This is a genomic window from Streptomyces griseorubiginosus, assembly GCF_017614965.1.
Classification (GTDB): Bacteria; Actinomycetota; Actinomycetes; order Streptomycetales; family Streptomycetaceae; genus Streptomyces; species Streptomyces griseorubiginosus_B.
In genome coordinates this window covers 1-20683 of sequence record NZ_WVUG01000151.1, presented here as the reverse complement: position 1 = coordinate 20683, position 20683 = coordinate 1, and the positions used below count along the sequence as shown (strand labels likewise).

General features: G+C 71.8%; 22 protein-coding genes. 12 read left to right on the top strand and 10 right to left on the bottom strand.

Going from position 1 to position 20683, the window contains the following annotated elements; genetic code table 11:
- Positions 1-1350 (top strand): outer membrane protein assembly factor BamB family protein (locus tag GRC12_RS25825; protein WP_244373771.1); only part of this gene is annotated, 1350 nt, incomplete at its 5' end.
- Between the two features lie 113 nt (positions 1351-1463).
- Here the strand turns inward: GRC12_RS25825 and GRC12_RS25820 are convergent.
- The 3 genes from GRC12_RS25820 to GRC12_RS25810 are packed head-to-tail and all read right to left on the bottom strand — an operon-like array spanning position 1464 to position 3809.
- Positions 1464-2246: an enoyl-CoA hydratase/isomerase family protein gene (locus tag GRC12_RS25820; RefSeq protein ID WP_308286631.1), complete on the bottom strand. Its 783-nt coding sequence runs from the start codon at positions 2244-2246 to the stop codon at positions 1464-1466.
- A complete protein-coding gene (locus tag GRC12_RS25815) occupies positions 2243-2659 on the bottom strand; it encodes a Zn-ribbon domain-containing OB-fold protein (RefSeq protein ID WP_208781743.1) in 417 nt (138 codons plus the stop codon). Before GRC12_RS25815 ends, GRC12_RS25820 begins: the two co-directional genes overlap by 4 nt.
- A 1-nt stretch (position 2660) precedes the next feature.
- Positions 2661-3809 (bottom strand): lipid-transfer protein, encoded by a 1149-nt coding sequence (locus GRC12_RS25810; protein ID WP_208781742.1) that lies wholly within the window; start codon positions 3807-3809, stop codon positions 2661-2663.
- A 93-nt stretch (positions 3810-3902) separates the two neighbouring features.
- Between GRC12_RS25810 and GRC12_RS25805 the strand changes: the two genes are divergently transcribed.
- Genes GRC12_RS25805 through GRC12_RS25795 form a run of 3 tightly spaced genes read left to right on the top strand, consistent with a single transcriptional unit; the run spans position 3903 to position 6114 of the window.
- Positions 3903-5495 (top strand): FadD3 family acyl-CoA ligase, encoded by a 1593-nt coding sequence (locus tag GRC12_RS25805; protein ID WP_208781741.1) that lies wholly within the window; start codon positions 3903-3905, stop codon positions 5493-5495.
- A gap of 32 nt (positions 5496-5527) precedes the next feature.
- A complete protein-coding gene (locus GRC12_RS25800) occupies positions 5528-5746 on the top strand; it encodes a hypothetical protein (protein ID WP_208781740.1) in 219 nt (72 codons plus the stop codon).
- On the top strand, positions 5743-6114 hold the full coding sequence (locus GRC12_RS25795) for a fic family toxin-antitoxin system, toxin component (RefSeq protein ID WP_208781739.1): 372 nt from the start codon (positions 5743-5745) through the stop codon (positions 6112-6114). The genes GRC12_RS25800 and GRC12_RS25795 overlap by 4 nt, the downstream gene beginning before the upstream one ends.
- 72 nt (positions 6115-6186) lie before the next feature.
- Here the strand turns inward: GRC12_RS25795 and GRC12_RS25790 are convergent, their stop codons facing one another.
- Together GRC12_RS25790 and GRC12_RS25785 are read right to left on the bottom strand one after the other, a co-directional pair.
- Positions 6187-6357 (bottom strand): hypothetical protein, encoded by a 171-nt coding sequence (locus GRC12_RS25790; RefSeq protein ID WP_208781738.1) that lies wholly within the window; start codon positions 6355-6357, stop codon positions 6187-6189.
- Positions 6358-6698: 341 nt separating this feature from the next.
- The gene (locus GRC12_RS25785) at positions 6699-9650 is read right to left on the bottom strand and encodes an AfsR/SARP family transcriptional regulator (protein WP_208781737.1); all 2952 of its coding nucleotides are present in this window, start codon (positions 9648-9650) and stop codon (positions 6699-6701) included.
- Between the two features lie 191 nt (positions 9651-9841).
- On the opposite strand from GRC12_RS25785, the gene GRC12_RS25780 reads away from it, so the two are divergent.
- The 6 genes from GRC12_RS25780 to GRC12_RS25755 all read left to right on the top strand — a co-directional run bounded on the left by GRC12_RS25780 (position 9842) and on the right by GRC12_RS25755 (position 17290).
- Positions 9842-11068, top strand: coding sequence for an amidohydrolase family protein (locus GRC12_RS25780; protein WP_208781736.1), 1227 nt, complete (start codon positions 9842-9844; stop codon positions 11066-11068).
- Positions 11065-11988, top strand: coding sequence for an LLM class F420-dependent oxidoreductase (locus GRC12_RS25775; protein WP_208781735.1), 924 nt, complete (start codon positions 11065-11067; stop codon positions 11986-11988). Before GRC12_RS25780 ends, GRC12_RS25775 begins: the two co-directional genes overlap by 4 nt.
- A gap of 11 nt (positions 11989-11999) precedes the next feature.
- Positions 12000-12770, top strand: coding sequence for an SDR family NAD(P)-dependent oxidoreductase (locus tag GRC12_RS25770; protein ID WP_208781734.1), 771 nt, complete (start codon positions 12000-12002; stop codon positions 12768-12770).
- Between the two features lie 101 nt (positions 12771-12871).
- Positions 12872-13990, top strand: a complete 1119-nt coding sequence (locus tag GRC12_RS25765; RefSeq protein WP_208781733.1) for an LLM class flavin-dependent oxidoreductase — start codon at positions 12872-12874, stop codon at positions 13988-13990.
- Between the two features lie 118 nt (positions 13991-14108).
- A complete protein-coding gene (locus tag GRC12_RS25760) occupies positions 14109-15839 on the top strand; it encodes an N-acyl-D-amino-acid deacylase family protein (RefSeq protein ID WP_208781732.1) in 1731 nt (576 codons plus the stop codon).
- On the top strand, positions 15836-17290 hold the full coding sequence (locus tag GRC12_RS25755) for an aldehyde dehydrogenase family protein (protein WP_208781731.1): 1455 nt from the start codon (positions 15836-15838) through the stop codon (positions 17288-17290). The genes GRC12_RS25760 and GRC12_RS25755 overlap by 4 nt, the downstream gene beginning before the upstream one ends.
- A gap of 37 nt (positions 17291-17327) precedes the next feature.
- On the opposite strand, the gene GRC12_RS25750 is transcribed toward GRC12_RS25755, so the two are convergent.
- From GRC12_RS25750 to GRC12_RS25740, 3 genes are read right to left on the bottom strand one after another with little or no spacing between them, the layout of a single operon-like run.
- Complete coding sequence (locus GRC12_RS25750; RefSeq protein ID WP_208781730.1) at positions 17328-17609, bottom strand: type II toxin-antitoxin system Phd/YefM family antitoxin; 282 nt, start codon at positions 17607-17609, stop codon at positions 17328-17330.
- Positions 17610-17666: 57 nt separating this feature from the next.
- Positions 17667-17849 carry a hypothetical protein gene (locus tag GRC12_RS25745; protein ID WP_208781729.1) on the bottom strand — a complete coding sequence of 61 codons (183 nt, stop codon included), beginning with the start codon at positions 17847-17849 and terminating at the stop codon, positions 17667-17669.
- Between the two features lie 25 nt (positions 17850-17874).
- Positions 17875-18270, bottom strand: a complete 396-nt coding sequence (locus GRC12_RS25740; RefSeq protein WP_208781728.1) for a nitroreductase/quinone reductase family protein — start codon at positions 18268-18270, stop codon at positions 17875-17877.
- Between the two features lie 112 nt (positions 18271-18382).
- Here GRC12_RS25740 and GRC12_RS25735 point away from each other — a divergent pair, with 112 nt between their 5' ends.
- Complete coding sequence (locus GRC12_RS25735) at positions 18383-19171, top strand: endonuclease/exonuclease/phosphatase family protein (protein WP_208781727.1); 789 nt, start codon at positions 18383-18385, stop codon at positions 19169-19171.
- On the opposite strand, the gene GRC12_RS25730 is transcribed toward GRC12_RS25735, so the two are convergent.
- Both GRC12_RS25730 and GRC12_RS25725 read right to left on the bottom strand, forming a co-directional pair.
- Positions 19154-19336, bottom strand: coding sequence for a DUF397 domain-containing protein (locus GRC12_RS25730; protein WP_208781726.1), 183 nt, complete (start codon positions 19334-19336; stop codon positions 19154-19156). The two genes, GRC12_RS25735 and GRC12_RS25730, sit on opposite strands and share 18 nt — an antisense overlap.
- A 10-nt stretch (positions 19337-19346) precedes the next feature.
- A complete protein-coding gene (locus GRC12_RS25725; protein WP_208781725.1) occupies positions 19347-20198 on the bottom strand; it encodes a helix-turn-helix domain-containing protein in 852 nt (283 codons plus the stop codon).
- Between the two features lie 201 nt (positions 20199-20399).
- Between GRC12_RS25725 and GRC12_RS25720 the strand changes: the two genes are divergently transcribed.
- On the top strand, positions 20400-20683 hold a 284-nt coding region (locus GRC12_RS25720), incomplete at its 3' end, for an ATP-binding protein (protein ID WP_368861525.1).

Here is a 20683-nt window from a genome sequence, read left to right as displayed (position 1 = left end):
CCCCCGGTACCGGTCGGCGCCCCCGACACCGGCCCGGTCCGCCTCGCCGGCGCCCAGGTGCCCATCGGCCCCGGCCCCCGGGTCGCCGACGTGCGCGCCGCCGCCGTGAAGGCGCCCCCGCCGGAGGCCGCCCTGGCAGCTTCCTGGGCCAAGCCCCGCCCGGGCGTCAACGGCGCGGACCCTGCCGTTCCGGCGCCCCCCGCCCCCGCGCCGGAGGCCGCCGGCTGGCGTCCGTGGCGCTTCCGCATGTCCAACGACGTGTGGGGCACCCCCTCCGTCTTCGGCGACCTCGTCTACGTGACCTCCTTCGAGGTGCACGCCCTGGACGTGGCCACCGGGCGGCGGCGCTTCAAGACACGGGACGTGGCCTGGTCGATGGCGGTCGCCGACGGCCGTATCCACGCCTCCGACGGGCCCACGCTGTTCGCCCTGGACTGCCGTGAGGGCGCCGACCTGTGGCGGCTGAACACCGACGCCTGGGTGTACTCCCTGCACGCCGACCGGGGCACGGTCGTCACCGGCACCCGCGGCGGCGGGGTCCAGGCCTGGGAGGCCGCGACCGGGCGGAAGCTGTGGGAGCTCACCGGCGCCCAGACCGACTTCGAGTCGCCGGAGGCCGGGCCCGCCGTGCACGAGGGCACGGTGTACGTCTGGCAGGACGCCCGGCTGCGTGCCCTGGACGCCCGTACGGGTGACGAGCGCTGGTCCTACCCGATCGGCGACGCCGCCTCCTGCGGCGGTGTGCCGATCCGGCTGACGCACGCCCCGGACGGCTACGTCTACGTGTCCGCCGGCACCCGTGTGCTGGCCCTCGACGTCGCCGGCGGCCACGTCAGGTGGCACTTCGAGGCACCGGCGGTGTTCCTCTCCCCGCCCACCTTCGCGCCGGGCCCGGCCGTCACCGGCGGCGGCATCTACCTCGCCGACTACCTCGGCACGGTCTACGCCCTCGACGCCACCGACGGCCGCGACCGCTGGCGCATCGCCACCGAGTCCCGGGCGTCCGTCGACCCGGTCCTGGTGGCCGCGGGCCATGTCCACGTCGGCAGCGGCAAGGGCCTCTACACCCTGGACGCGGTCACGGGCACACCCAAGTGGCGCTTCCAGGCGGGCGGCGACATCGTGGGGGCGCCGGCCGTGGCGGAGGGCCGCATCCACTTCGGCTCCACCGACCACCTGCTGTACACCCTGAAAGCCGACGACGGCCGGCTGCGCTGGAAGCTGGCGACCGGCGGCGAGATCACCGGGGCGCCGGTGGTCAGGGACGGGGTCGTGTACGCGTGCAGCAAGGACCGCTGCGTGTACGCCCTGGACGCCGAGAAGGGCACCGGCACCGCACGCACGACCTGAGACGAAGCGGGGGACGGCCGTCGTACCAGTTGCACGGAAGGGTGTGGACGGCGGCCGTCCGTGCCGACGCTACGCCCGCTGAGCCGTGACCGCCATGCGGTGACCCGATCGGCTCAACGGGTCCGGTAGGTGCCGCCGCGCCGAGCGAACAGCTCCGCCTGGCGTTCGCCCGGCAGATTCCCGAGCGCGACCAGATGGGCGGCCTGCGCGAACCCGGCGGCCACCGCGCCCTCCCGGGCCGCCCACAGCGCCCGCACGGTGCCCTGGACGCCCTCCGGCGGATACCCGGCGATGACGGCCGCGCACTGAGTGGCCGCAGCCAACGCCCCGCCGGGCTCGGTGAGTTCGGAGACCAGGCCGATCTCGTGGGCGCGCCGTGCCGAGATCCGTTCCGCCGTGCCCATCAGCATCATCCGCGCGACCTCCCCGTACGGCATCCGCTGGGCCAGCAGCACCGACTCGTAGGCGCTGACCATGCCGTAGGTGGTGTGCGGGTCGAAGAATGTGGCCGTGGGGTCGGCGACGACGAAGTCCGCCTCGCCGAGCAGGTAGAAGGCGCCCCCGCAGGCCATGCCGCGTACGGCGGCGACGACCGGTTTCCACAGGTCGTTCGACTTGGGGCCCACCCGCAGCAGCGGATCGTCCGCCATGAAGGGCGAGCCGGGCTGCGGGACGACGGCGTCGCGGTCCAGACCGGTGCAGAAGGCCCGCTCGCCCGCACCTGTGAGGACGACCGCGCGTACGGCGTCGTCGAACCGCAACTCCCGCCAGGTCTGCCGGAGTTCGTCCCGCATGGTCAGGTCGATGGCGTTGAGACGGTCGGGCCGGTCGAGGGTGACGGTCGCGACGCCGGTGTCCTTGTCGACAAAGACGGTGATGGCCCGGGTCGTCGTCACGGCCGCTCCAGCACCCACTGCGGCAGACCGTCGTCGGTGAAGACGACCCGCACCCTCGCCCCGATCCGGATGCGCTCCGGCGCCACCGAGTCCAGGCGCGCTCCGGCCTCGGCGACCACGTTGCCGACCAGCCGGATGCGCGGGGCGTCGGCGAGTTCGACGACGACCACGTTGTACGGGGCCTGCTCGGCGTAGTCGGGCAGCAGCGGCGGGTGCGGGAGGACGTAGGACCAGATGCGGCCGTGGCCCTCCGTCCGGCGCCACTCGGCGGCGAAGGACTGGCAGTGCGGGCAGCAGGGCCGGGGCGGGAAGCGCGGCTCGCCGCAGTCGGCGCAGGCCTGGACGCGCAGTTCGCCCTGGCGGGCGTAGCCCCAGAAGGGGGCGCCGTCGGCGTCGGTGACGGGCGTCAGCATCTCAACTCCTCAGCAGCAGTGCGGACGTCGGGACTCCCTCACCGGCGGTGACCAGGCAGGTGGCGGCGTCCGGGACCTGGGCGGTACTGGTGCCGCGCAGCTGCCGTACGCCCTCGTTGATGAGGTTGAAGCCGTGGACGTAGGCCTCGCTGAGCCCGCCGCCGCTCGTGTTGAGCGGGAGCCGCCCGCCGATCTCCAGCGCGCCCTGCTCGGTGAACGCCCCGCCCTCGCCGCGCCCGCAGAAGCCGTAGCCCTCCAGGGACAGCGGGATCAGCGCGGTGAACGCGTCGTAGATCTGGGCGACATCGACGTCCTGGGGCGTGAAGTCGGCGTGTTTCCACAGGTGTCGGGCGGCGGTCCAGGCGGGGCCGGTGAGCGGGTCGTCGTTCCAGTAGTTGACCATGCCGTGGTGCTGGGCGGGCAGGCCCTGCGCGGCGGAGTGGACGTACACGGGGGTCTGCCGGCAGTCCCGGGCGCGCTCGGCGCTGACCACCACGCAGGCCAACGCCCCGTCGGTCTCCAGGCAGTTGTCGAAGAGGCACAGGGGCTCGCTGATCCACCGCGCGGTCATGTACATCTCGCGGGTCAGGGGCCGTTCGTACATCACGGCGGCGGGATTCTGGTTCGCCCGGTTGCGGCAGGCGAGCGCGACGTTGAACAGATGGTCCCGGGTGGCGCCGTACTCGTGCATGTAGCGGCGGGTGAGCATGGCTATCTCGTCGGCGGGCCGGAGCAGGCCGAAGGGCCGGGTCCACTGGGCCGGGGTGGGCAGCTGGACGGTGGTGTTGGTCCAGGGGCGGGGGCCGGAGCCGCGCTTGCGGGACCGCCAGGCGACCCCGACGGTCGCCTGGCCGGAGGCGATGGCGGCGGCGAGGTGCGCGACGGTGGCGCACGAACCGCCGCCCCCGTAGCCCACTTTGCTGAAGAAGGTCAGGTCCCCGAGGCCGACGGCCTTGGCCAGCTCCACCTCGTCCGTCTCCTCCATGGTGTACGAGGCGAGCGCGTCGACCTCGCCGGGCGCGATCCCGGCGTCGTCGAGGGCGGCGAGGACGGCACGGCAGGCGAGGGTTCTCTCGTCGTCCTCGAGATGCTTGGCGAACGGTGTCTGTCCTATGCCGACGATCGCGGTGGCGTCCTTGACTCCGCCCATGCTGGTGCACCTCCGCCTGCTGTCCCCTGAGCTGACAGGGCGTCAGGTTACAGCTAATCTGACGGTCAGTCAGCTAGTGGGTAGGGGGCTGTTGTGCGCGGTGACGTGGAGTGGGGGACGATCCCGGGCCTGGTCCGCTCGGCCGCCGAGCGGTACGCGGACGTCGAGGCGGTGGTGGACGGGCGGGTCCGCATCTCGTACGCGGAGTTGGGCGCCCGCGTCGACCGGGCGGCCGCCGCCTGTGTGGCGAACGGGATCGCGGTCGGCGACCGGGTGGGGATCTGGGCGCCCAACTCCCTGGACTGGATGGTCGCCGCGCTGGGCGCGGTGTCGGCGGGCGCGGTGCTGGTGCCGCTGAACACCCGGTTCAAGGGCGGCGAGGCGGCGGACGTGCTGCGGCGCAGCGGGGCGCGGCTGCTGTTCGTGACCGGGACGTTCCTGGGCACGTCGTACGTGGCCTCGCTGCGCCGCGCCGCGGGGGAGGGCCCGGGGCCCGCCCCCCTGCCCGCACTCCCCGACCTGGAACAGGTCGTGGTGCTCTCGGAGGACGCCCCGGCGGACTTCCGCACCTGGAAGGACTTCCTGGCGAGCGGGGAGGGCGTGGGTGAGCCGGAGGTACGGGCCCGCGCCGCGCTGCTGTCCCCCTCCATGCCCTCCGACATCATTTTCACGTCCGGGACGACGGGCCGCCCCAAGGGCGCGGTCATCACCCACGCGCAGACGCTGCGGGGCTACGAGATCTGGAGCGACCTCGCGGGCCTGGAGCGGGGCGACCGCTACCTCATCGTGAACCCCTTCTTCCACACCTTCGGCTACAAGGCGGGGGTGATCGCGTGCCTGATGCGGGGCGCGACGATGATCCCGCAGCCGGTGTTCAACGTGGACACGGCCCTCGCCAACATCGCGGCGGAACGCGTCTCCGTCCTGCCGGGCCCGCCGACCCTGCACCAGTCGCTCCTGGACCACCCCGCCCGGGACGCCCACGACCTGTCCGCCCTGCGGCTGGTGGTGACCGGCGCGGCGGTCGTGCCGCTGCGCCTGGTGGAGCGCCTGCGCGGCGAACTCGGCGTCGGCACGGTCCTGACCGCCTACGGCCTGTCCGAGGCGAGCGGCATCGTCACGATGTGCCGCCGGGGCGACGAGCCGACGGTGATCGCGTCGACGTCGGGGCGGGCGATACCGGGTACGGAGGTGCGGGTCGAGGCGCCGGCCGGGGAGCCCGGGGAGGTCCTGGTCCGGGGCTTCAACGTGATGCGCGGCTACTACGAGGACGAGGCCGCGACCGCCGAGGTCCTGACGGAGGACGGCTGGCTGCGCACCGGTGACGTCGGCGTCCTCGACGCGGCCGGCAACCTCCGCATCACCGACCGCATCAAGGACATGTTCATCGTCGGCGGCTTCAACGCGTACCCGGCGGAGATAGAGCAACTGCTCGGCCTGCACCCCGACGTGGCGGACGTGGCGGTCATCGGCGTCCCGGACCCGAGGCTGGGCGAGGTCGGCAAGGCGTACGTGGTCCGCCGCCCGGGGTCCGTCCTGACGGCCGACGACCTGATCGCCTGGGCGCGGCGCGAGATGGCGAACTACAAGGTGCCGAGGGCGGTGGAGTTCGTGGGGGAGCTGCCGCGGAACGCGAGCGGGAAGGTGGTGAAGGGGAAGTTGCGCAGGGCTGGTATCACCCGATAGCGCAGGGTGGTATCTGTTGATACCATCCCGGCATGGCCAAGACACAGATCAACATCCGCATGGACGACGAGACGGCGGAGATGGCCCGACAGGCCGCGGCCACGAGGCGGATACCCGTCAACGAGTATGTCGAGCAGCTCATCCGGGACGACAACGAGCACCTGCGCGCCGTGTTCATGGCCGCCGCGCAGGAAGTGCTCGACGAGTACGGCGATCTCATCGATGAGATCGAGGGGGAAACCGGGCTGTGAATCTCAACGTGGACCTCGCCTGGATCCTGGAGGTCGCGCAGCGGGCGGGTCAGGAGGACCCTGCCATCGACGACTACGGCGTTCCCGTGGCCGCGGTCGAGCGTCATCGGGCGGTGCTGGTCGGGCAGGAGGTCTACCAGGGGGTGCATGCGAAGGCGGCGGCCCTGGTGCATTCGCTGGGGAATATGCGCTGGCTGGAGCGTTCGAACCTGCGGGTGGCCGTTGCCGTCGCTCATGCGTATCTGACCGCCGCCGGGGTCCCGGTCAAGCTCGATCAGCAGCGGGTTTCCGCGCTGGCTCGGGAGCTCAAGCGGCAGGAGAGCACGGTGCGCAGTGTGGCGGCCGTCCTCAAGGAGTGGACCGTGTGACGACGGGAACGACTCGGCCGCGGCAGCTCCCCTCCGGGCTGCCGCGGCCGTTCCCCGTCGGGGTGGTGGTCGTCAGGCCTTCTCGTCGGTGACGTGGATGTTGTCCGGCTTGACCGTGCCCGAGTCCTTCGCGGTGGCCGCCGTGAGCGGCTCGTCCGTGACGTGGATGTTGGCCGGGGTCACCTCGGCGGCGGCCGGCTCGTCGGTGACGTGGATGTTGTCGGTGGTGTTCTCGTCGCTCATCTGGTGCTCCCCTGAAAAAAGGCTCGTGCGGTGGATGGACGGGATCCGCCCGGCAGCTCCCCCGAGGGCCGCCGGACGGATCCTGAGGCCGGTTCACCTTAGGCCTGTCCGACAATTCCCGTCTGCCGCGCGATGCCTGGCACGCTCGCTCGCCGCGTTGCCCAGCCGCCCACGTGGCGCCTCCCCCGTGACACCGCGCGGCCCGCCCCTCCGGGCGGACGACGGGAATTGCCGGACAGGCCCTGGAGGCCCGCCCCCGTGCCGTTCCGTCTGCCCCCCGACGCGACGGCCCGGCACGAGCAAGACTGCACGAGGGCGATAAACGAACGATGAACGCCCGCTCAGGCGACCGACGCCGGCGTCAGCAGGGCCCGGACCTCGTCCGCCTCCGGCGCTCCCAGCGCCTCGAAGATCTCCAGCGCCTCCCGCCAGCACACCTGCGCCCGGTCCAGCTGGCCGACGCCGTTGAGGGCGCGCCCCAGCACCGTGAGGACGTTGCCCCGCCGCCACTCGCCGCCGATGCCCCGCAGCAGCGTCAGCGCGGTCTCCGCGTCGGCCGCCGCCTGCGCGGGCCGCCGGGCCGCGAGGTCCAGTTCGGCGAGCCGGAAGAGGGTCATCCCCTCCCACAGCCGCTGCCTGCTCTCCCGGAACACCTCCAGCGCCAGCTGAAGGCACCGGGTGGCCTCCGCCAGTTTCCCGCTCCGGGTCAGCGCGAGCCCCAGCGCGTACCGCCCGTTGGCCCCCTTCAGCGCGTGCCCCATGCCGTCGTACATCGCGGTGCCCTGCCGGGCCAGCGCGACGGCCTCGTCGGTGCGGCCGGTGGCCAGATAGGTCCGCGAGAGGTTGCACAGCGCGCTCGCCTCGCCCGAACGGTCCCCCACCGAGCGGAAATCCGCGATCGCCCGCCTGAAGTACCGCTCGCCGTCGGCATGACGGCTCTGGTACAACGCGATCGCGCCGAGGATGTTGTACGACCAGCAGCCGGCCAGCGGATCACCGGCCCCGTCCCCGGTCAGCTCCCGGGCCCGGCCGGCCTCCTCGTCGGCCAGGTCGAACCGGCCGGTGATGCTGTGCGCGTAGGCCAGCGAGATCAGCGCCCGGGCCTCCGCGCGCGGGTCCCCGGCCTCCCGCGCCGCCTCGCGCAGCGCCGACGCGACCGCCTCGTACTCCTTGGAGTTGGTGCCCGACTCGGCCAGGTCGACCGCCGCCCACAGCACGTCCACGGCGTGCCCGATCATCCCCGGGTGTGCGGACTGCCGTACGCAGGCCAGCAGGGAGACCGCCTCCGCGTACAGCCAGTCCTGCGCCGCGTGCCGGTCGGAGAAGGTCAGCCCCGGGTACTCCGGTGCCGCGAGGTGGTCGACCAGGCGGTCCCCGGGCCGTTCGATGAGATAGACCCCGCCGACGGTGGCCAGGTAGAAGTCCAGCAGCCGCGACAGCGCCGCCGTCCGCTCGCTCGGCGGCCACTCGTCCCGCTCGGCGCACGCACGCGCGTAGAGCCGTACGAGATCGTGGTACCGGTAGCGGCCGGGCGCCGCCGACTCCAGCAGCGAGGTGTCGACCAGGGACTCCAGCAGGTCCTCGGTCTCCTCGACCGGGAGGTCCAGCACCGCCGCCGCCGCGGCGAGCGAGATGTCCGGGCCGTCCGCGAGGCCCAGCAGCCTGAACGCCCGCTGCTGGGCCGGCTCCAGCTGGCCGTAGCCCAGCTCGAAGGTGGCCTTGACCGCGAGGTCGCCGGCCTGCAGCTCGTCCAGGCGCCGGCGCTCGTCGCCCAGCTTGGCGGCCAGCACCGAGACGGTCCAGGTGCGGCGGGCCGCCAGCCGCGAGGCCGCGATCCGGATCGCCAGCGGCAGGAACCCGCACGCGGCCACCACGTCCAGCGCGGCCTCGCGCTCCGCGGCCACCCGCTCCGCGCCGACGATCTTCGTGAAGAGCGCCAGCGCCTCCTCGGGGGACATCACGTCCAGGTCGACGAGATGGGCGCCGGCCAGGTCGACCATCCGCACCCGGGAGGTCACCAGCGCCGCGCAGCCCTCGGTGCCCGGCAGCAGCGGCCGCACCTGCGCCGCGTCCCGGGCGTTGTCCAGCAGGACCAGCACCCGGCGCCCGTCCAGCACCGACCGGTACAGCGCCGCGCGCTCGTCCAGGGAGTCCGGGATCGCCGAGTCCGCCGTGCCGAGCGCGCGCAGGAAGGATCCGAGGACCGTCTCCGGTTCGGCCGCCCGGGGGCCGGCGCCCTGCAGGTCGACGTACAGCTGTCCGTCCGGGAAGGCGGCCCGCGCCTGGTGGGCCACGTGCACCGCGAGGGTCGTCTTGCCGACGCCCCCGATGCCGGCCAGCGCCGAGACCGCCATCACGCGGCCCTCCGCCGAGGCCAGCACCTCGCCGAGCTCCGCCACGAAGGCCGCACGGCCGGTGAAGTCCGGGACGGTGGCAGGCAGTTGCGCGGGGCGTACGGGGACGGCGGCGGGCTCGGCCTGCGGGGCGGAGGGCTCCGCGAGACCCGGGTCCGCCCGCAGGATCCGCTGCTGGAGTTCGCTGAGGCCCGGGCGGGGGTCGACGCCCAGCTCCTCGGCGAGCAGCCGGCGGGTGTCGGCGTACACGGCGAGCGCCTCCGCCTGCCGCCCGCTGCGGTACAGGGCGAGCATCAGCAGCTCCCGCGGGCGCTCCCGGAGCGGATGCGCCGCCGTCAGCGCCGTCAGCTCCGAGACCGCCTCCGCGTGGCAGCCCTGCTCCAGGTCCATGTCCAGCCGGGATTCCAGCAGTTGCAGCCGCCACTCCTCCAGGCGCACGCGCTGCGCCTCGGCGTACGGCCCCGGTACTCCCGCCAGCGTCTCCCCGTCCCACAGGGCGAGCGCCCGGCTCAGCACCTCCCGCGCGTGGCACAGATCCCCGGCGGCCCGCGCCTTCTCCGCCTCGGCCGCCAGGTCCTGGGCGACGGCCAGGTCCAGCGCGCCCTCGCCGAGCCCGCGCACCGCGTACCCGCCCGACTCGCTGACCAGGACCCCCGCGTCCAGCACCTTGCGCAGCCGGGAGGCGTACGTGCGCAGCGCCGCCAGCGCCTGGGAGGGCGGCTCCTCGCCCCACAGGGCGTCGATCAGCTCGGCGGCGGTGGCCGTACGGCCCTCGCGCAGCAGCAGGGCGGCCAGCAGGGCGCGCTGTTGCGGTGAGCCGGTGTTCAGGACCTCGTCGCCGCGCCGGGCACGCACCGGGCCGAGCACGCCGAAGCGCAGTTCCGTCGGCTCAGCCGGGCCGGGGCGCCTCTGCTCCGGCACCCGCGGTACATCGTCCATCGCCGTGTCCCCCTAGACCCCTGTGAGCAACCCCGTCAGTTTGCCTTGTTCCCGGCGGATGCGTCAGCTGTGGAGAGCTCCGTCACAGCCCGGCACGCGGGATCTCACCAAGCCCTCACCTCTTCTCCCCACCCGTCGACCCCCGGCACAGGGAGCTGACGGACCGTCAGATCAGCGCTACCGTGAGCGCCATGGACTCCGAACTGACGCTCCCTCAGATCATCTCCGTCGACGACCACACCGTGGAACCGCCGGACGTCTGGCAGGACCGGCTCCCCAAGAAGTACCTGGACGTAGGCCCCCGTATCGTGCGCGCCCCGCTGAAGGAGATCAGCTTCCTCGGCGGCCGCTTCAAGCCCGTGATGGGCGCCCCCGGCGACGACGGCCCGATCGGCGACTGGTGGCTGTACGAGGACCTCCAGCGCCCGCTGACCCGTCTGGACACCGCCGTGGGCTACAGCAGGGACGAGATCAAGCTCGAGGTCATCACGTACGAGCAGATGCGCCCGGGGTCGTACGACGTCCCCCAGCGGCTGGCCGACATGGACGTCAACCACGTCCAGTCCGCCGTCTGCTTCCCGACCTTCCCGCGTTTTTGCGGCCAGACCTTCACCGAGGCCGCGGACCACGAGCTGGGGCTGCTGTGCGTGCGCGCGTACAACGACTGGATGGTGGAGGAGTGGTGCGGGCCCAAGGCCCAGGGCCGCCTCATACCGCTGACCCTCATCCCCCTCTGGGACGCCGAGCTCGCCGCAGCCGAGGTCCGCCGCAACGCGGCCCGCGGGGTCCGCGCGGTCGCCTTCTCCGAGATACCCCCGCACCTGGGGCTGCCCTCCGTCCACTCCGACGACTGGGACCCCTTCCTCGCCGCCTGCGACGAGACCGGCACGGTCGTCGCCATGCACATCGGCTCCAGCAGCCGTATGCCCTCCACCTCCAAGGACGCCCCGCCGGCCGTCGGTTCGACGATCACCTTCGCCAACTGCTGCTTCTCGATGGTCGACTGGCTGATGAGCGGCAAGTTCGAGCGCTTCCCGAACCTCAAGGTCATGTACGCCGAGGGCCAGATCGGCTGGATCCCGTACATCCTGGAGCGCGCGGACGTCGTCTGGGAGGAGAACCGCGGCTGGGGCGGGGTCGCCGACAAGGTGCACCGGCCGCCGTCCGAGCTGTTCGCCGAGCACGTCTACGGCTGCTTCTTCGACGACGCCTTCGGCCTCAAGAACCTCGACTCGATCGGTCTCGGCAACGTCCTGTACGAGACCGACTACCCGCACTCCGACTCCACCTGGCCCAAGTCCCGCGAGGTCGGCGAGGCGCAGATGGGCCACCTGGACCCGGACGTGGTGGAGCGGATCGTCCGCGGCAACGCCATCGACCTGCTGGGGCTGACCCCCGAAGGGCTCTGGCGGCCATGAGCGCCCTGGCGTACGGGATCCAACTGCCCGTCCAGTCCCAGAGCACGATCTACGCCGAGCCCTGGGAGGCCACGGCCGGCCCGGCCGACCTGACCGCCATCGCCCGCACGGCCGACCGGGCGGGCTTCGCCTACATCGCGAGCTGCGACCACGTGGCCATCCCGCGCCGCCTCGCCTCCGCGATGAGCACGGTCTGGTACGACCCCGTCGCCACCCTCGCCTTCCTGGCGGGCGTGACGGAACGCGTCCGCCTGCTCAGCCATGTGGCGATCGTGGGCCTGCGTCACCCCCTCCTGACCGCCAAGCAGTACGCCACGCTCGACCACCTCGGCGGGGGGCGCCTGATCCTCGGGGTCGGGGCCGGGCACGTCCCGGAGGAGTTCGCGGCGCTGGGCGTCGACTTCGAGCACCGCGGGGCCGTGCTCGACGAGTCGATCGACGCCCTGCGCGCGGCCCTCGGCCCCGAGGAGTTCCCCGAACACCACGGCAAGCTCCACGACTTCGAGGGACTGGGGCAGAAGCCCCGGCCGGCGCAGGAGCACGTGCCGATCTGGGTCGGCGGATCGTCCCCCGCCGCCGTCCGCAGGGCCGCGCTCAAGGGCGACGGCTGGCTCCCGCAGGGCGACCCGCGAGACCGCCTGCCCGAGCAGATCGCCCGGCTGCGGCGGCTGCGCGAAGAGGCGGGAGTCGCGGGCGTGTTGACGATCGGAGCCATCACCGAGCCCCTGTACGTCGGCGCGCCCGCCTGGGACGTCGGCCGCCGCACCCTGACCGGTCCCCCGGACGCGCTCGCCGAGTCCCTGCGCGCCTACCGCGCGATGGGCGTGCACCAGATCCAGGTCCGGTTCCGCTGCCGGAGCCGCACCGAACTCACCGACCAGATGGCGGCCTTCGGCGCCGACGTGGCCCCACACCTCTAGGGAGTTACCGCATGGGCAAGCTGGACGGACGTGTCGTCGTCGTCACCGGGGCGGCGCGGGGACAGGGGGAGCAGGAGGCCCGGCTGTTCCGGGCGGAGGGCGCGGAGGTGCTCGTGGCCGACGTCCTCGACGAGCAGGGCGAGGCGCTGGCACGGGAGATCGGCGCCCGGTACGTCCACCTCGACGTGGGCGAGGAGACGGACTGGCGGGCGGCGGCCCGGACCGCCAAGGAGACGTACGGCCGGGTGGACGGCCTGGTCAACAACGCCGGCATCCTGCGCTTCAACTCCCTGGTCGACACACCGCTGGAGGAGTTCATGCAGGTCGTGCGGGTCAACCAGGTCGGCTGCTTCCTGGGGATCAAGACCATGGCGCCGGTCATGGAGGACGGCGGCACGATCGTCAACACCGCCTCCTACACGGCCGTCACGGGCATGGCGGCTGTCGGCACGTACGCCGCCACCAAGCACGCCATCCTCGGCCTCACCCGCGTCGCCGCCCTGGAACTCGCCGACCGGCGCATCCGGGTCAACGCGATGTGCCCCGGCGCGATCGACACCGCGATGTCGAATCCGGCCCAGCTGGACCCGGAGGCGGACGCGGAGGAGACGAGCCGGGCCCTGGACGAGCTGTACCGCAAGCTCGTGCCCCTCGGCCGGATCGGGAGGCCGGACGAGGTGGCGCGACTGGCGCTGTTCCTGACGTCGGACGACTCCTCGTACATCACGGGTCAGCCCTTCGTCATCGACGGCGGCTGGCTGGCGGGGGTCAGCATCATCTGACGGGCCGTCAACTATTGACCTTTCTGACGGTACGTCAGAAAGTCGTAGGACTCAGCAGACTCGACTCAGCAGACTCACCTGACTTGGGACGGTGAACCGCCGTGGAATTCGGCCTCTTTGTACAGGGATACGTGGGTAAACGCGCCGAGACCGATCCGCTCGCCGAGCACAAGGCGCTGATGGAGGAGACCGAGTACGTCATCCAGGCGGACAAGTCGGGCTTCAAGTACGCGTGGGCGTCGGAACACCACTTCCTGGAGGAGTACTCGCACCTCTCCGCGAACGACGTGTTCCTGGGCTACCTGGCGCACGCGACGGAACGCATCCATCTGGGCTCCGGCATCTTCAACCCGCTGGCCCAGGTCAACCACCCGGTGAAGGTGGCCGAGAAGGTCGCCATGCTGGACCACCTCAGCGAGGGCCGCTTCGAGTTCGGGTCCGGCCGCGGGGCCGGCTCGCACGAGATCCTCGGGTTCATCCCGGGCGTGACCGACATGAACTACACCAAGGAGATCTGGGAAGAGACCATCGCCGAGTTCCCCAAGATGTGGCTGCAGGACGAGTACGTCGGCTTCCAGGGCAAGTTCTGGCAGCTGCCGCCGCGCAAGGTCCTGCCGAAGCCGTACGGCAAGTCCCACCCGGCGATGTGGTACGCGGCCGGGTCGCCGCCGTCGTACGCGATGGCCGCGAAGAAGGGGCTCGGGGTACTGGGGTTCAGCATCCAGAAGGTGTCCGACATGGAGTGGGTGCTGGAGCAGTACAAGACGGCGATCGTGAACGCGGAGCCGGTCGGGGACTTCGTCAACGACAACGTGATGGTGACGACGACGGCGATCTGCGCGCCGACGCACGCGGAGGCGATCGACATCGCGGTGCACGGGGGGCTGCACTATCTGCCCTCGCTGGTGTTCCGGTACCACGACACGTTTCCTCGTCCCGAGGGGTTCCCGGTGTGGCCGGAGACGCTGCCGGAGTACACACCGGAGTTCGTGGAGCTGCTGGTCGAGGAGGAGCTGCTGATCTGCGGTGACCCGGACGAGGTGCTCACGCAGTGCAAGCGGTGGGAGCAGGCGGGGGCGGACCAGTTGAGCTTCGGGTTGCCGGTGGGGGTGCCGAAGGAGGAGACGTTGCAGACGATCCGGTTGATCGGGGAGCACGTGATTCCGAAGATCGACACGGATCCTGTTCATCGGACGTCCCGGTTCCGGGCGGCTGGTTGATCGCCGTCGCGGGGTGCGGGTGTGTGGGGGCTGGTCGCGCTCGCGCGGCGGAGCCGCAAATCGATACAGCCCCGCGCCCCTGAGTAGGTCATCGCCACCCAGCTGGAGGAGGCACCCGATGCTCGATCACCTCATCACGGGCGCGACCGTTGTCGATGGGACCGGCGCTCCCGCCCGTATCGCCGACGTCGGTATCCGAGACGGGCGTATCGCCGTCATCGGCCGAGTGGATCAGGAATCGCATACCCGTGAGGACGCATCCGGGCTCGTTCTCGCGCCCGGGTTCGTCGACCCTCATACCCACTACGACGCCCAGCTGTTCTGGGATCCGTACGCGACGCCCTCCCTCAACCACGGGGTCACGACCGTCGCCGCCGGGAACTGCGGGTTCACGCTCGCGCCGCTCAACCCCGCCCGCCCCGAGGACGCCGACTACACGCGGCGGATGATGTCCAAGGTCGAGGGGATGTCGCTGGTGGCGTTGGAGGAAGGAGCGCCCTGGAACTGGAGCTCCTTCGGCGACTACCTCGACGCCCTCGAAGGGCGGATCGCCGTCAACGCCGGGTTCATGGTGGGGCATTGCGCGCTGCGGCGGCACGTCATGGGGCCGGACGGCATCGGGGGGCAGCCCAGTGAGGAGCAACTGGGTGAGATCGTGCGGCTGTTGCACGAGGCCATGGACGCGGGGGCCTGGGGGTTCTCCACCACGCAGTCCTCGACCCACTCCGACGGTGACGGAAAGCCCGTGGCCTCCCGGCACGCGAAGCCGGCGGAGCTGCTGGCGCTGTCGCGGGCCGTCGGCGAGCACGAGGGGACGCAGATCGAGGCGATCGTCGCCGGGTGCCTGGACCAGTTCAGCGACGCCGAGATCGAACTGTTCGCGGAGATGAGCGCCGCGGCCGGTCGGCCGCTGAACTGGAACGTGCTGACCATCGACGCGTCCGTCCCCGAGCGCGTGCCCCGGCAGCTGCAGGCGAGCGAGCAGGCGCGGAAGGCCGGGGGCCGGGTCGTCGCGCTGACCATGCCGATCCTCACGCCCATGAACATGTCGCTGGGCACCTTCTGCGCGCTGAACCTGATACCGGGATGGGGTCCGATCCTGGGACTTCCGGTGCCGGAGCGCATCGCGCGGCTGAAGGACCCGGCCGTACGTGCCGAGATGCTGCGGCGCGCGGAGTCCAAGGAGGCGGGCGTCTTCCGGCGGCTCGCGGACTTCGGGCGGTACGTCATCGGCGACACCTACAGCGAGGCCAACCGCGGGCTGACCGGCCGGGTGGTGCGGGACATCGCGGCGGAGCGGGGGCAGGACCCGTTCCAGTGCCTCGTGGAGATCTGCGCGGCCGACGAGCTGCGTACGGTCCTGTGGCCCATGCCGACCGACAACGACCCGGCGTCCTGGGCCCTGCGCGCCGAGACCTGGCAGCACGAGGACGTGATGCTGGGCGGATCCGACGCCGGGGCGCATCTGGACCGGATGTGCGGGGCGCCGTACACCACCCGCTTCCTCGGCGACTGTCTGCGCGGGCGCAAGCTGGTGGGTCTTGAGCAGGCGGTGAAGATGCTGACGGACGACCCGGCGCGGCTCTTCGGCCTGCGCGAGCGGGGCCGGGTGGCGGAGGGCTTCCATGCGGACCTCGTGCTCTTCGACCCGGAACGGATCGGCGCGGCCTCGGCCACCCTGGTGCACGACCTGCCGGGTGACAGTCCGCGGCTGGACGCCAAGGCCCTCGGGGTGCGGGCCGTGTGGGTCAACGGGGTCGAGGCGATCCGGGACGACGTGGTGAGCGGTGCCGTACCGGGGAAGGTGCTGCGCTCCGGGCGGGACACGAGCACGGTGAGCACCCGTTGAACGGCGGGGAACAGCGGCTGTTCGTCGGGGGGCGCTGGGTCGAGCCGGACGGCGGGTACTACGCCGTCGTCGACCCGGCGACGGAGGAGACCGTCGGGTGGGCTCCGGAGGCCTCGCGGGATCAGGTGCACGCGGCCTGCGCCGCGGCCCGCGAGGCCTTCGGGCCGTGGTCGAGGACCTCGCCGGAGGAACGGGCGGCGATCCTCGGCCGGGCCGCGGACATCATCGGCAGCCGCTTCGTGCCGTACGCCGAACTGGCGCAGGCGGAGACCGGGGCGACCACCGGGACGGCGCGGGCGATGCAGGTCGGCGTGGGCGTGGCCCGGTTCCGGCGGTACGCGCGCGTGGAGCCGGCCGAGTGGGCGATCCCGCCGCAGGTCAACGAGGCCGGGCCGATGGGGAAGGCCGGGGTGTTCGGTGCGCTGGCCGTGCGGCAGCCGGTGGGGGTCGTCACCTGCGTCACGTCGTACAACAACCCGTGGGCCAACCCGGCGGGGAAGGTCGCGCCCGCCCTGGCCATGGGCAACACGGTGGTGGTGAAGCCCGCCCCGCAGGACCCCCTGTCGGTGTACCGGATGGCGGAGGCGCTGGAGGCGGCGGGCGCGCCGGCGGGCGTGGTCAACGTCGTCTCCGGGCGGTCGGCGTCCGTCGGTGAGGAGGCAGTCGCCTCCCCCGACGTGGACATGGTGAGCTTCACCGGGTCCACGGCCGTGGGGCAGCGCATCGCCGAGGTGTGCGGGCGGGACATGAAGCGGCAGCTGATGGAGCTGGGCGGGAAGGGCGCGGCGGTCGTCTTCGACGACGCGGACGTCGCCTCGGCGGTCGCCGGGATCGGCACGACCTTCTCCTTCTACAGCGGCCAGATCTGCACGGCACCGACGCGGGTGCTGGCCCAGCGCGGGGTGTACGACCGTCTGGTGGACCAACTGGCGGCCTACGCGGGCCGGTTGAAGGTGGGCGACCCGAGGGAGCCGGACACGGTGGTCGGCCCGGTGATCACCGCGGCCCACCGGGACCGGGTGGAGTCCTACGTCGAACTGGGCCGCAAGGAGGGCGCGGTGGTGATGGCGGGAGGCGAACGCCCGCCGCTGGACCGCGGCTTCCACGTCTCCCCGACCCTCCTCGCCGACTGCACGAACGACATGCGGGTGGCCCGGGAGGAGATCTTCGGCCCGGTGGTCGTCGTCATCCCCTTCGACGAGGAGGACGAGGGCGTCGCCCTGGCCAACGACAGCGACTACGGGCTCATCGACTACGTCTGGTCGGGAGACGTGGCGAGGGCGTTCCGGGTGGCTCGGCGGCTGCGGGCGGGGGGAGTGGGCGTCAACACGGTCGGCCGCAACATGGAGGCCCCGTTCGGCGGCTTCAAGAGAAGCGGGGTCGGCCGCGACGTGGGCTCGTACGCCCTGCACGCGTACGGGGAGGTGCAGTCGATCGTCTGGCCGGGGTGAGCCGAGCGCGGCTCAGGCGTCACAGACGGTCCGGCCTTCATTCACGCTGCGCTCCGTCACCCCGTGCCAACGTCTCCCGCATGACGTCCTCGATCGGGATGCCCGGCGAGGCATTCGCCATCCGCTCCTCGATGATGCGATTGATCTCGCGCTCGTCCCACTGCTGGTACTTCCGCAGGACGTCGATTGACACGACGGCAGCGACCTCCTTGCCCCGGCGCGTGATGATGGTCGGCTGGTCGTCGCGGTCCGCCCGCGCGACGACCTCGGCCAGGTGCGCGCGAACGTCGCGGATGGACTCCCTGGGCATCTGCGTCATGGGCCGAGTGTGCCGAATGTGTCATGTGGGCACAATGTGCCCGGGGGGCCCGGTGCTTCACCGGCGCGCCACTCGGCTCCAGCGCTCCAGAACCTCTTCTTCGGTCTCGTCCACGTCGCCGGCCGTTGTCGTGATCCCGGCTTCGGCGCGCAGTCGCGTCGACCGCTTCAGTTCTTGGGCGAGATGCTGTCGGCGCATGAGGCGAGCCGCGTCGGCGTGAGTGGTGTCCTTCGGCTTCATGTAGGTGTCCTCCTGGGCGATTCGGTCATTCCCGATCCAGATCAACCCGCACCGTCAGCAACCCCGCCCCGATCGCCCGTACCGCCACGCTGTTCAAGGAGCGGAGAGCTCGCAGACGGGCGACGGGGTCGTCGTCCGGGAGGAGGTGGGCGGTGCCGGTGTGCCAGCGGCCCCGGATGCGGACGCGCACCCTCGGATCGGCCTTGATGTTGCGGATGTACTGAGCGCGCTCCCCGAACTCCGACACGATCCAGAACGCGTCCCCGATCCGCCGACCGCCGACCGGAGTGCGGCGGGGGAGCCCGGAGGTGCGACCGGTCGTCTCGAGTAGCGTCTGGAGCGGCAGACGGCGCATGATCGGATTGAGGCGGCGCTGGAACGCGGTGGCACGCCGGTACTTGGTCTCGTGGTCACGGGTCATGTGCGCGGATCTCCGTCTCGTCGTGCTGCCGATGCTCTTCAATGTCTCTCACTCGAACTCGAACAGCCGCCGGACCCCCGAACAGGTCCGCTACGAGAGACGGTGGCCCCGCATGCGCATCGTGACCTGGAACCTGTGGTGGCGCTTCGGACCCTGGGCCGAGCGGCAGAAGGCCATCCTGACCGTCCTGCGCGACCTGTGCCCCGACGTCGTGGGCCTGCAGGAGGTGTGGGCCGTCGGTGACGACAACCTCGCCGGATGGCTCGCCGACGAACTCGGCATGCACTGGACCTGGGCCCCCTCACCCGCCTCCGACCGCTGGCAGCGGCGCATCGGCGAGCCGGGCGTCGAGATCGGAAACGCCGTACTGAGCCGCTGGCCGGTGCTGGAACGGGACGTGCTCCGCCTGCCGGCCCCCGAGGACGTGGACGACGGCCGCGTCGCCCTCTATACGCGCATAGCCACCCCCGGCCCGCACCTCCCCTTCTTCACGGCTCACTTGACCTCCCGCCCGACCGCCTCGGCGATCCGCTGCCGCCAGGTCACCGCCCTCGCCGAGTTCGTCGCCGCGCACCGGGGCGGCACCGACTTCCCGCCCGTGGTCACGGGCGACTTCAACGCCGGCCCCGACTCCGACGAGATCCACCTCTTCCGCGGCACGGATGCCTTCGCCGACGCCTGGGACCACGCCGACGCGTCCGCCCCCTCCACGACCCTGCACCCGGACCGCGGCCCCGGCGCCCGCATCGACTACATCCACGTCGGCACCCAGGCAGACCCGGCCGGCCTCGGCACGGTGAAAAGGGCGTGGCGTGCGGGCGACGGCCCGGTCGACGGGGTGTGGCCTTCCGATCACGCGGCGGTGGTGGCGGACCTGACCGGTTCAGCGACCGCCGGATGACTTCAGCAGCTCGACCAGGGCCCCGAAGGCGACGGGGCTGACCGTGAGGACGGTGCGGGGCGGGTCGTCGTCGGCGATGTGGATGGCGGTGGGGGTGGGGGATATGTGGACGCAGGCGTCGCCTTCCTGGCAGTAGGTGGACTTCAGCCAGCGCTGCGGTGACATGACGGCTCCTTCACAGGTTCTGGGCGATGGCATGGATCAGGTCCCGGGACTTCGCTGGGTCGAGGGCGATGTCCTCGACGACGTCGAGCAGGTTCCGGTACTTGTCCAGGAGGGCCTCGGCGTCGAGCAGGACCGGGCCGTGGAACTGGTCGAGCTGAGCGGTGTCGAGCTGCGCGACGGGGCCGTACAGGTAGTTGATGGACTGCCCCGACCCGGGGAACGCGCCGACGTCGTAAGGGAGTACGCGAATGGTGATGTGCTCCAGCTCGCTCATGTCGAGCAGATGCTGCAACTGCGCGCGAGCCACGTTCCGGCCACCGACCCGCATGTGGAGAGCGGCCTCGTGGACGGTGGTGCGGTACGGAGTCGGGTCGGCCCCGTAGAGCACGCCCTGCCGTTTGATCCGGTGCGAGACGCGGTGCTCCACCTCGGGCGGTGTCGGCGCGGGGATGACGTGCCGGAAGATCTCCCGCGCGTGATCGGCGGTCTGCAGAAGCCCCGGCATGTGGGAGGTGTAGGCGGTCCGTACGGCGATGGCGTGATGCTCCAGCTCCGCCAGGTCCAGGAGGCCCGAGGGCAGCACCCCGCGGTAGGTCTCCCACCAACCGAGCGTCCTGTCGGTGGCCAGGTCGACCAGGGCCTCGATGAACCCCTGGTCCGGGCAGGAGTAGATGGACGCCAGAGCCCGGATGCGCTCGGGGCTCACGCCGAACCGGCCCGACTCGACATTGCTGAGCTGACCTTGGCCCGCGCCGAGCGCCCGAGCCGCCTCGGTGGCCGTTATGCCCGCACGCTCGCGCATCTTGCGCAGCTCCACGGCGACGCGGAGACGGCGGGCCGTCAGCGGCGGTCTTGCGGACATGTGCGCTCCTCTTGGACGTACGTTCCGTCGGTGGGTCACTCACACGAGGGAAGTAGTCCGCAGCATCCCCAGATCAGGCAAATGACATTTGCCTGCCCTCTATCGTCTTCTCCGGGCGCCCCGTCTGGAAGCGCACCGTGGGACGCCACGGCATCGACACCAGGCACCTGTCCAACTCCCCTCAGTGACCGGAGACTTCCGATGGCCACCGTATCCCCGTCCTGGAACTACACCCTGCACCTTCCGCGTGATCCACGCGCACCGGGTATCGCACGCGGCACTCTCAGACTCGTGCTCGCCGCCCACGGGATGCCGGAGCTGACCCCCACCGCGGAACTCCTGGCGGCGGAACTGCTGACCAACTCGCACTGCCACACCACGGGCCCGTACGCCCTGCGCCTCCTCTCCTCCGAACCGGGCCGCCTCCGGGTAGCCGTATGGGACACGGACCCCCGCGTCCCACCGGCCTTCACGACCCCGTCCAC

Bases quoted from the DNA above. Each gene is read 5' to 3' on its own strand.
- GRC12_RS25815 (WP_208781743.1), bottom strand. From the start codon at position 2,659: ATGCTGACGCCCGTCACCGACGCCGACGGCGCCCCCTTCTGGGGCTAC.
- GRC12_RS25810 (WP_208781742.1), bottom strand. From the start codon at position 3,809: ATGGGCGGAGTCAAGGACGCCACCGCGATCGTCGGCATAGGACAGACA.
- GRC12_RS25800 (WP_208781740.1), top strand. From the start codon at position 5,528: ATGGCCAAGACACAGATCAACATCCGCATGGACGACGAGACGGCGGAG.
- GRC12_RS25790 (WP_208781738.1), bottom strand. From the start codon at position 6,357: ATGAGCGACGAGAACACCACCGACAACATCCACGTCACCGACGAGCCG.
- GRC12_RS25785 (WP_208781737.1), bottom strand. From the start codon at position 9,650: ATGGACGATGTACCGCGGGTGCCGGAGCAGAGGCGCCCCGGCCCGGCT.
- GRC12_RS25780 (WP_208781736.1), top strand. From the start codon at position 9,842: ATGGACTCCGAACTGACGCTCCCTCAGATCATCTCCGTCGACGACCAC.
- GRC12_RS25775 (WP_208781735.1), top strand. From the start codon at position 11,065: ATGAGCGCCCTGGCGTACGGGATCCAACTGCCCGTCCAGTCCCAGAGC.
- GRC12_RS25770 (WP_208781734.1), top strand. From the start codon at position 12,000: ATGGGCAAGCTGGACGGACGTGTCGTCGTCGTCACCGGGGCGGCGCGG.
- GRC12_RS25760 (WP_208781732.1), top strand. From the start codon at position 14,109: ATGCTCGATCACCTCATCACGGGCGCGACCGTTGTCGATGGGACCGGC.
- GRC12_RS25750 (WP_208781730.1), bottom strand. From the start codon at position 17,609: ATGACGCAGATGCCCAGGGAGTCCATCCGCGACGTTCGCGCGCACCTG.
- GRC12_RS25745 (WP_208781729.1), bottom strand. From the start codon at position 17,849: ATGAAGCCGAAGGACACCACTCACGCCGACGCGGCTCGCCTCATGCGC.
- GRC12_RS25740 (WP_208781728.1), bottom strand. From the start codon at position 18,270: ATGACCCGTGACCACGAGACCAAGTACCGGCGTGCCACCGCGTTCCAG.
- GRC12_RS25735 (WP_208781727.1), top strand. From the start codon at position 18,383: ATGCGCATCGTGACCTGGAACCTGTGGTGGCGCTTCGGACCCTGGGCC.
- GRC12_RS25730 (WP_208781726.1), bottom strand. From the start codon at position 19,336: ATGTCACCGCAGCGCTGGCTGAAGTCCACCTACTGCCAGGAAGGCGAC.
- GRC12_RS25725 (WP_208781725.1), bottom strand. From the start codon at position 20,198: ATGTCCGCAAGACCGCCGCTGACGGCCCGCCGTCTCCGCGTCGCCGTG.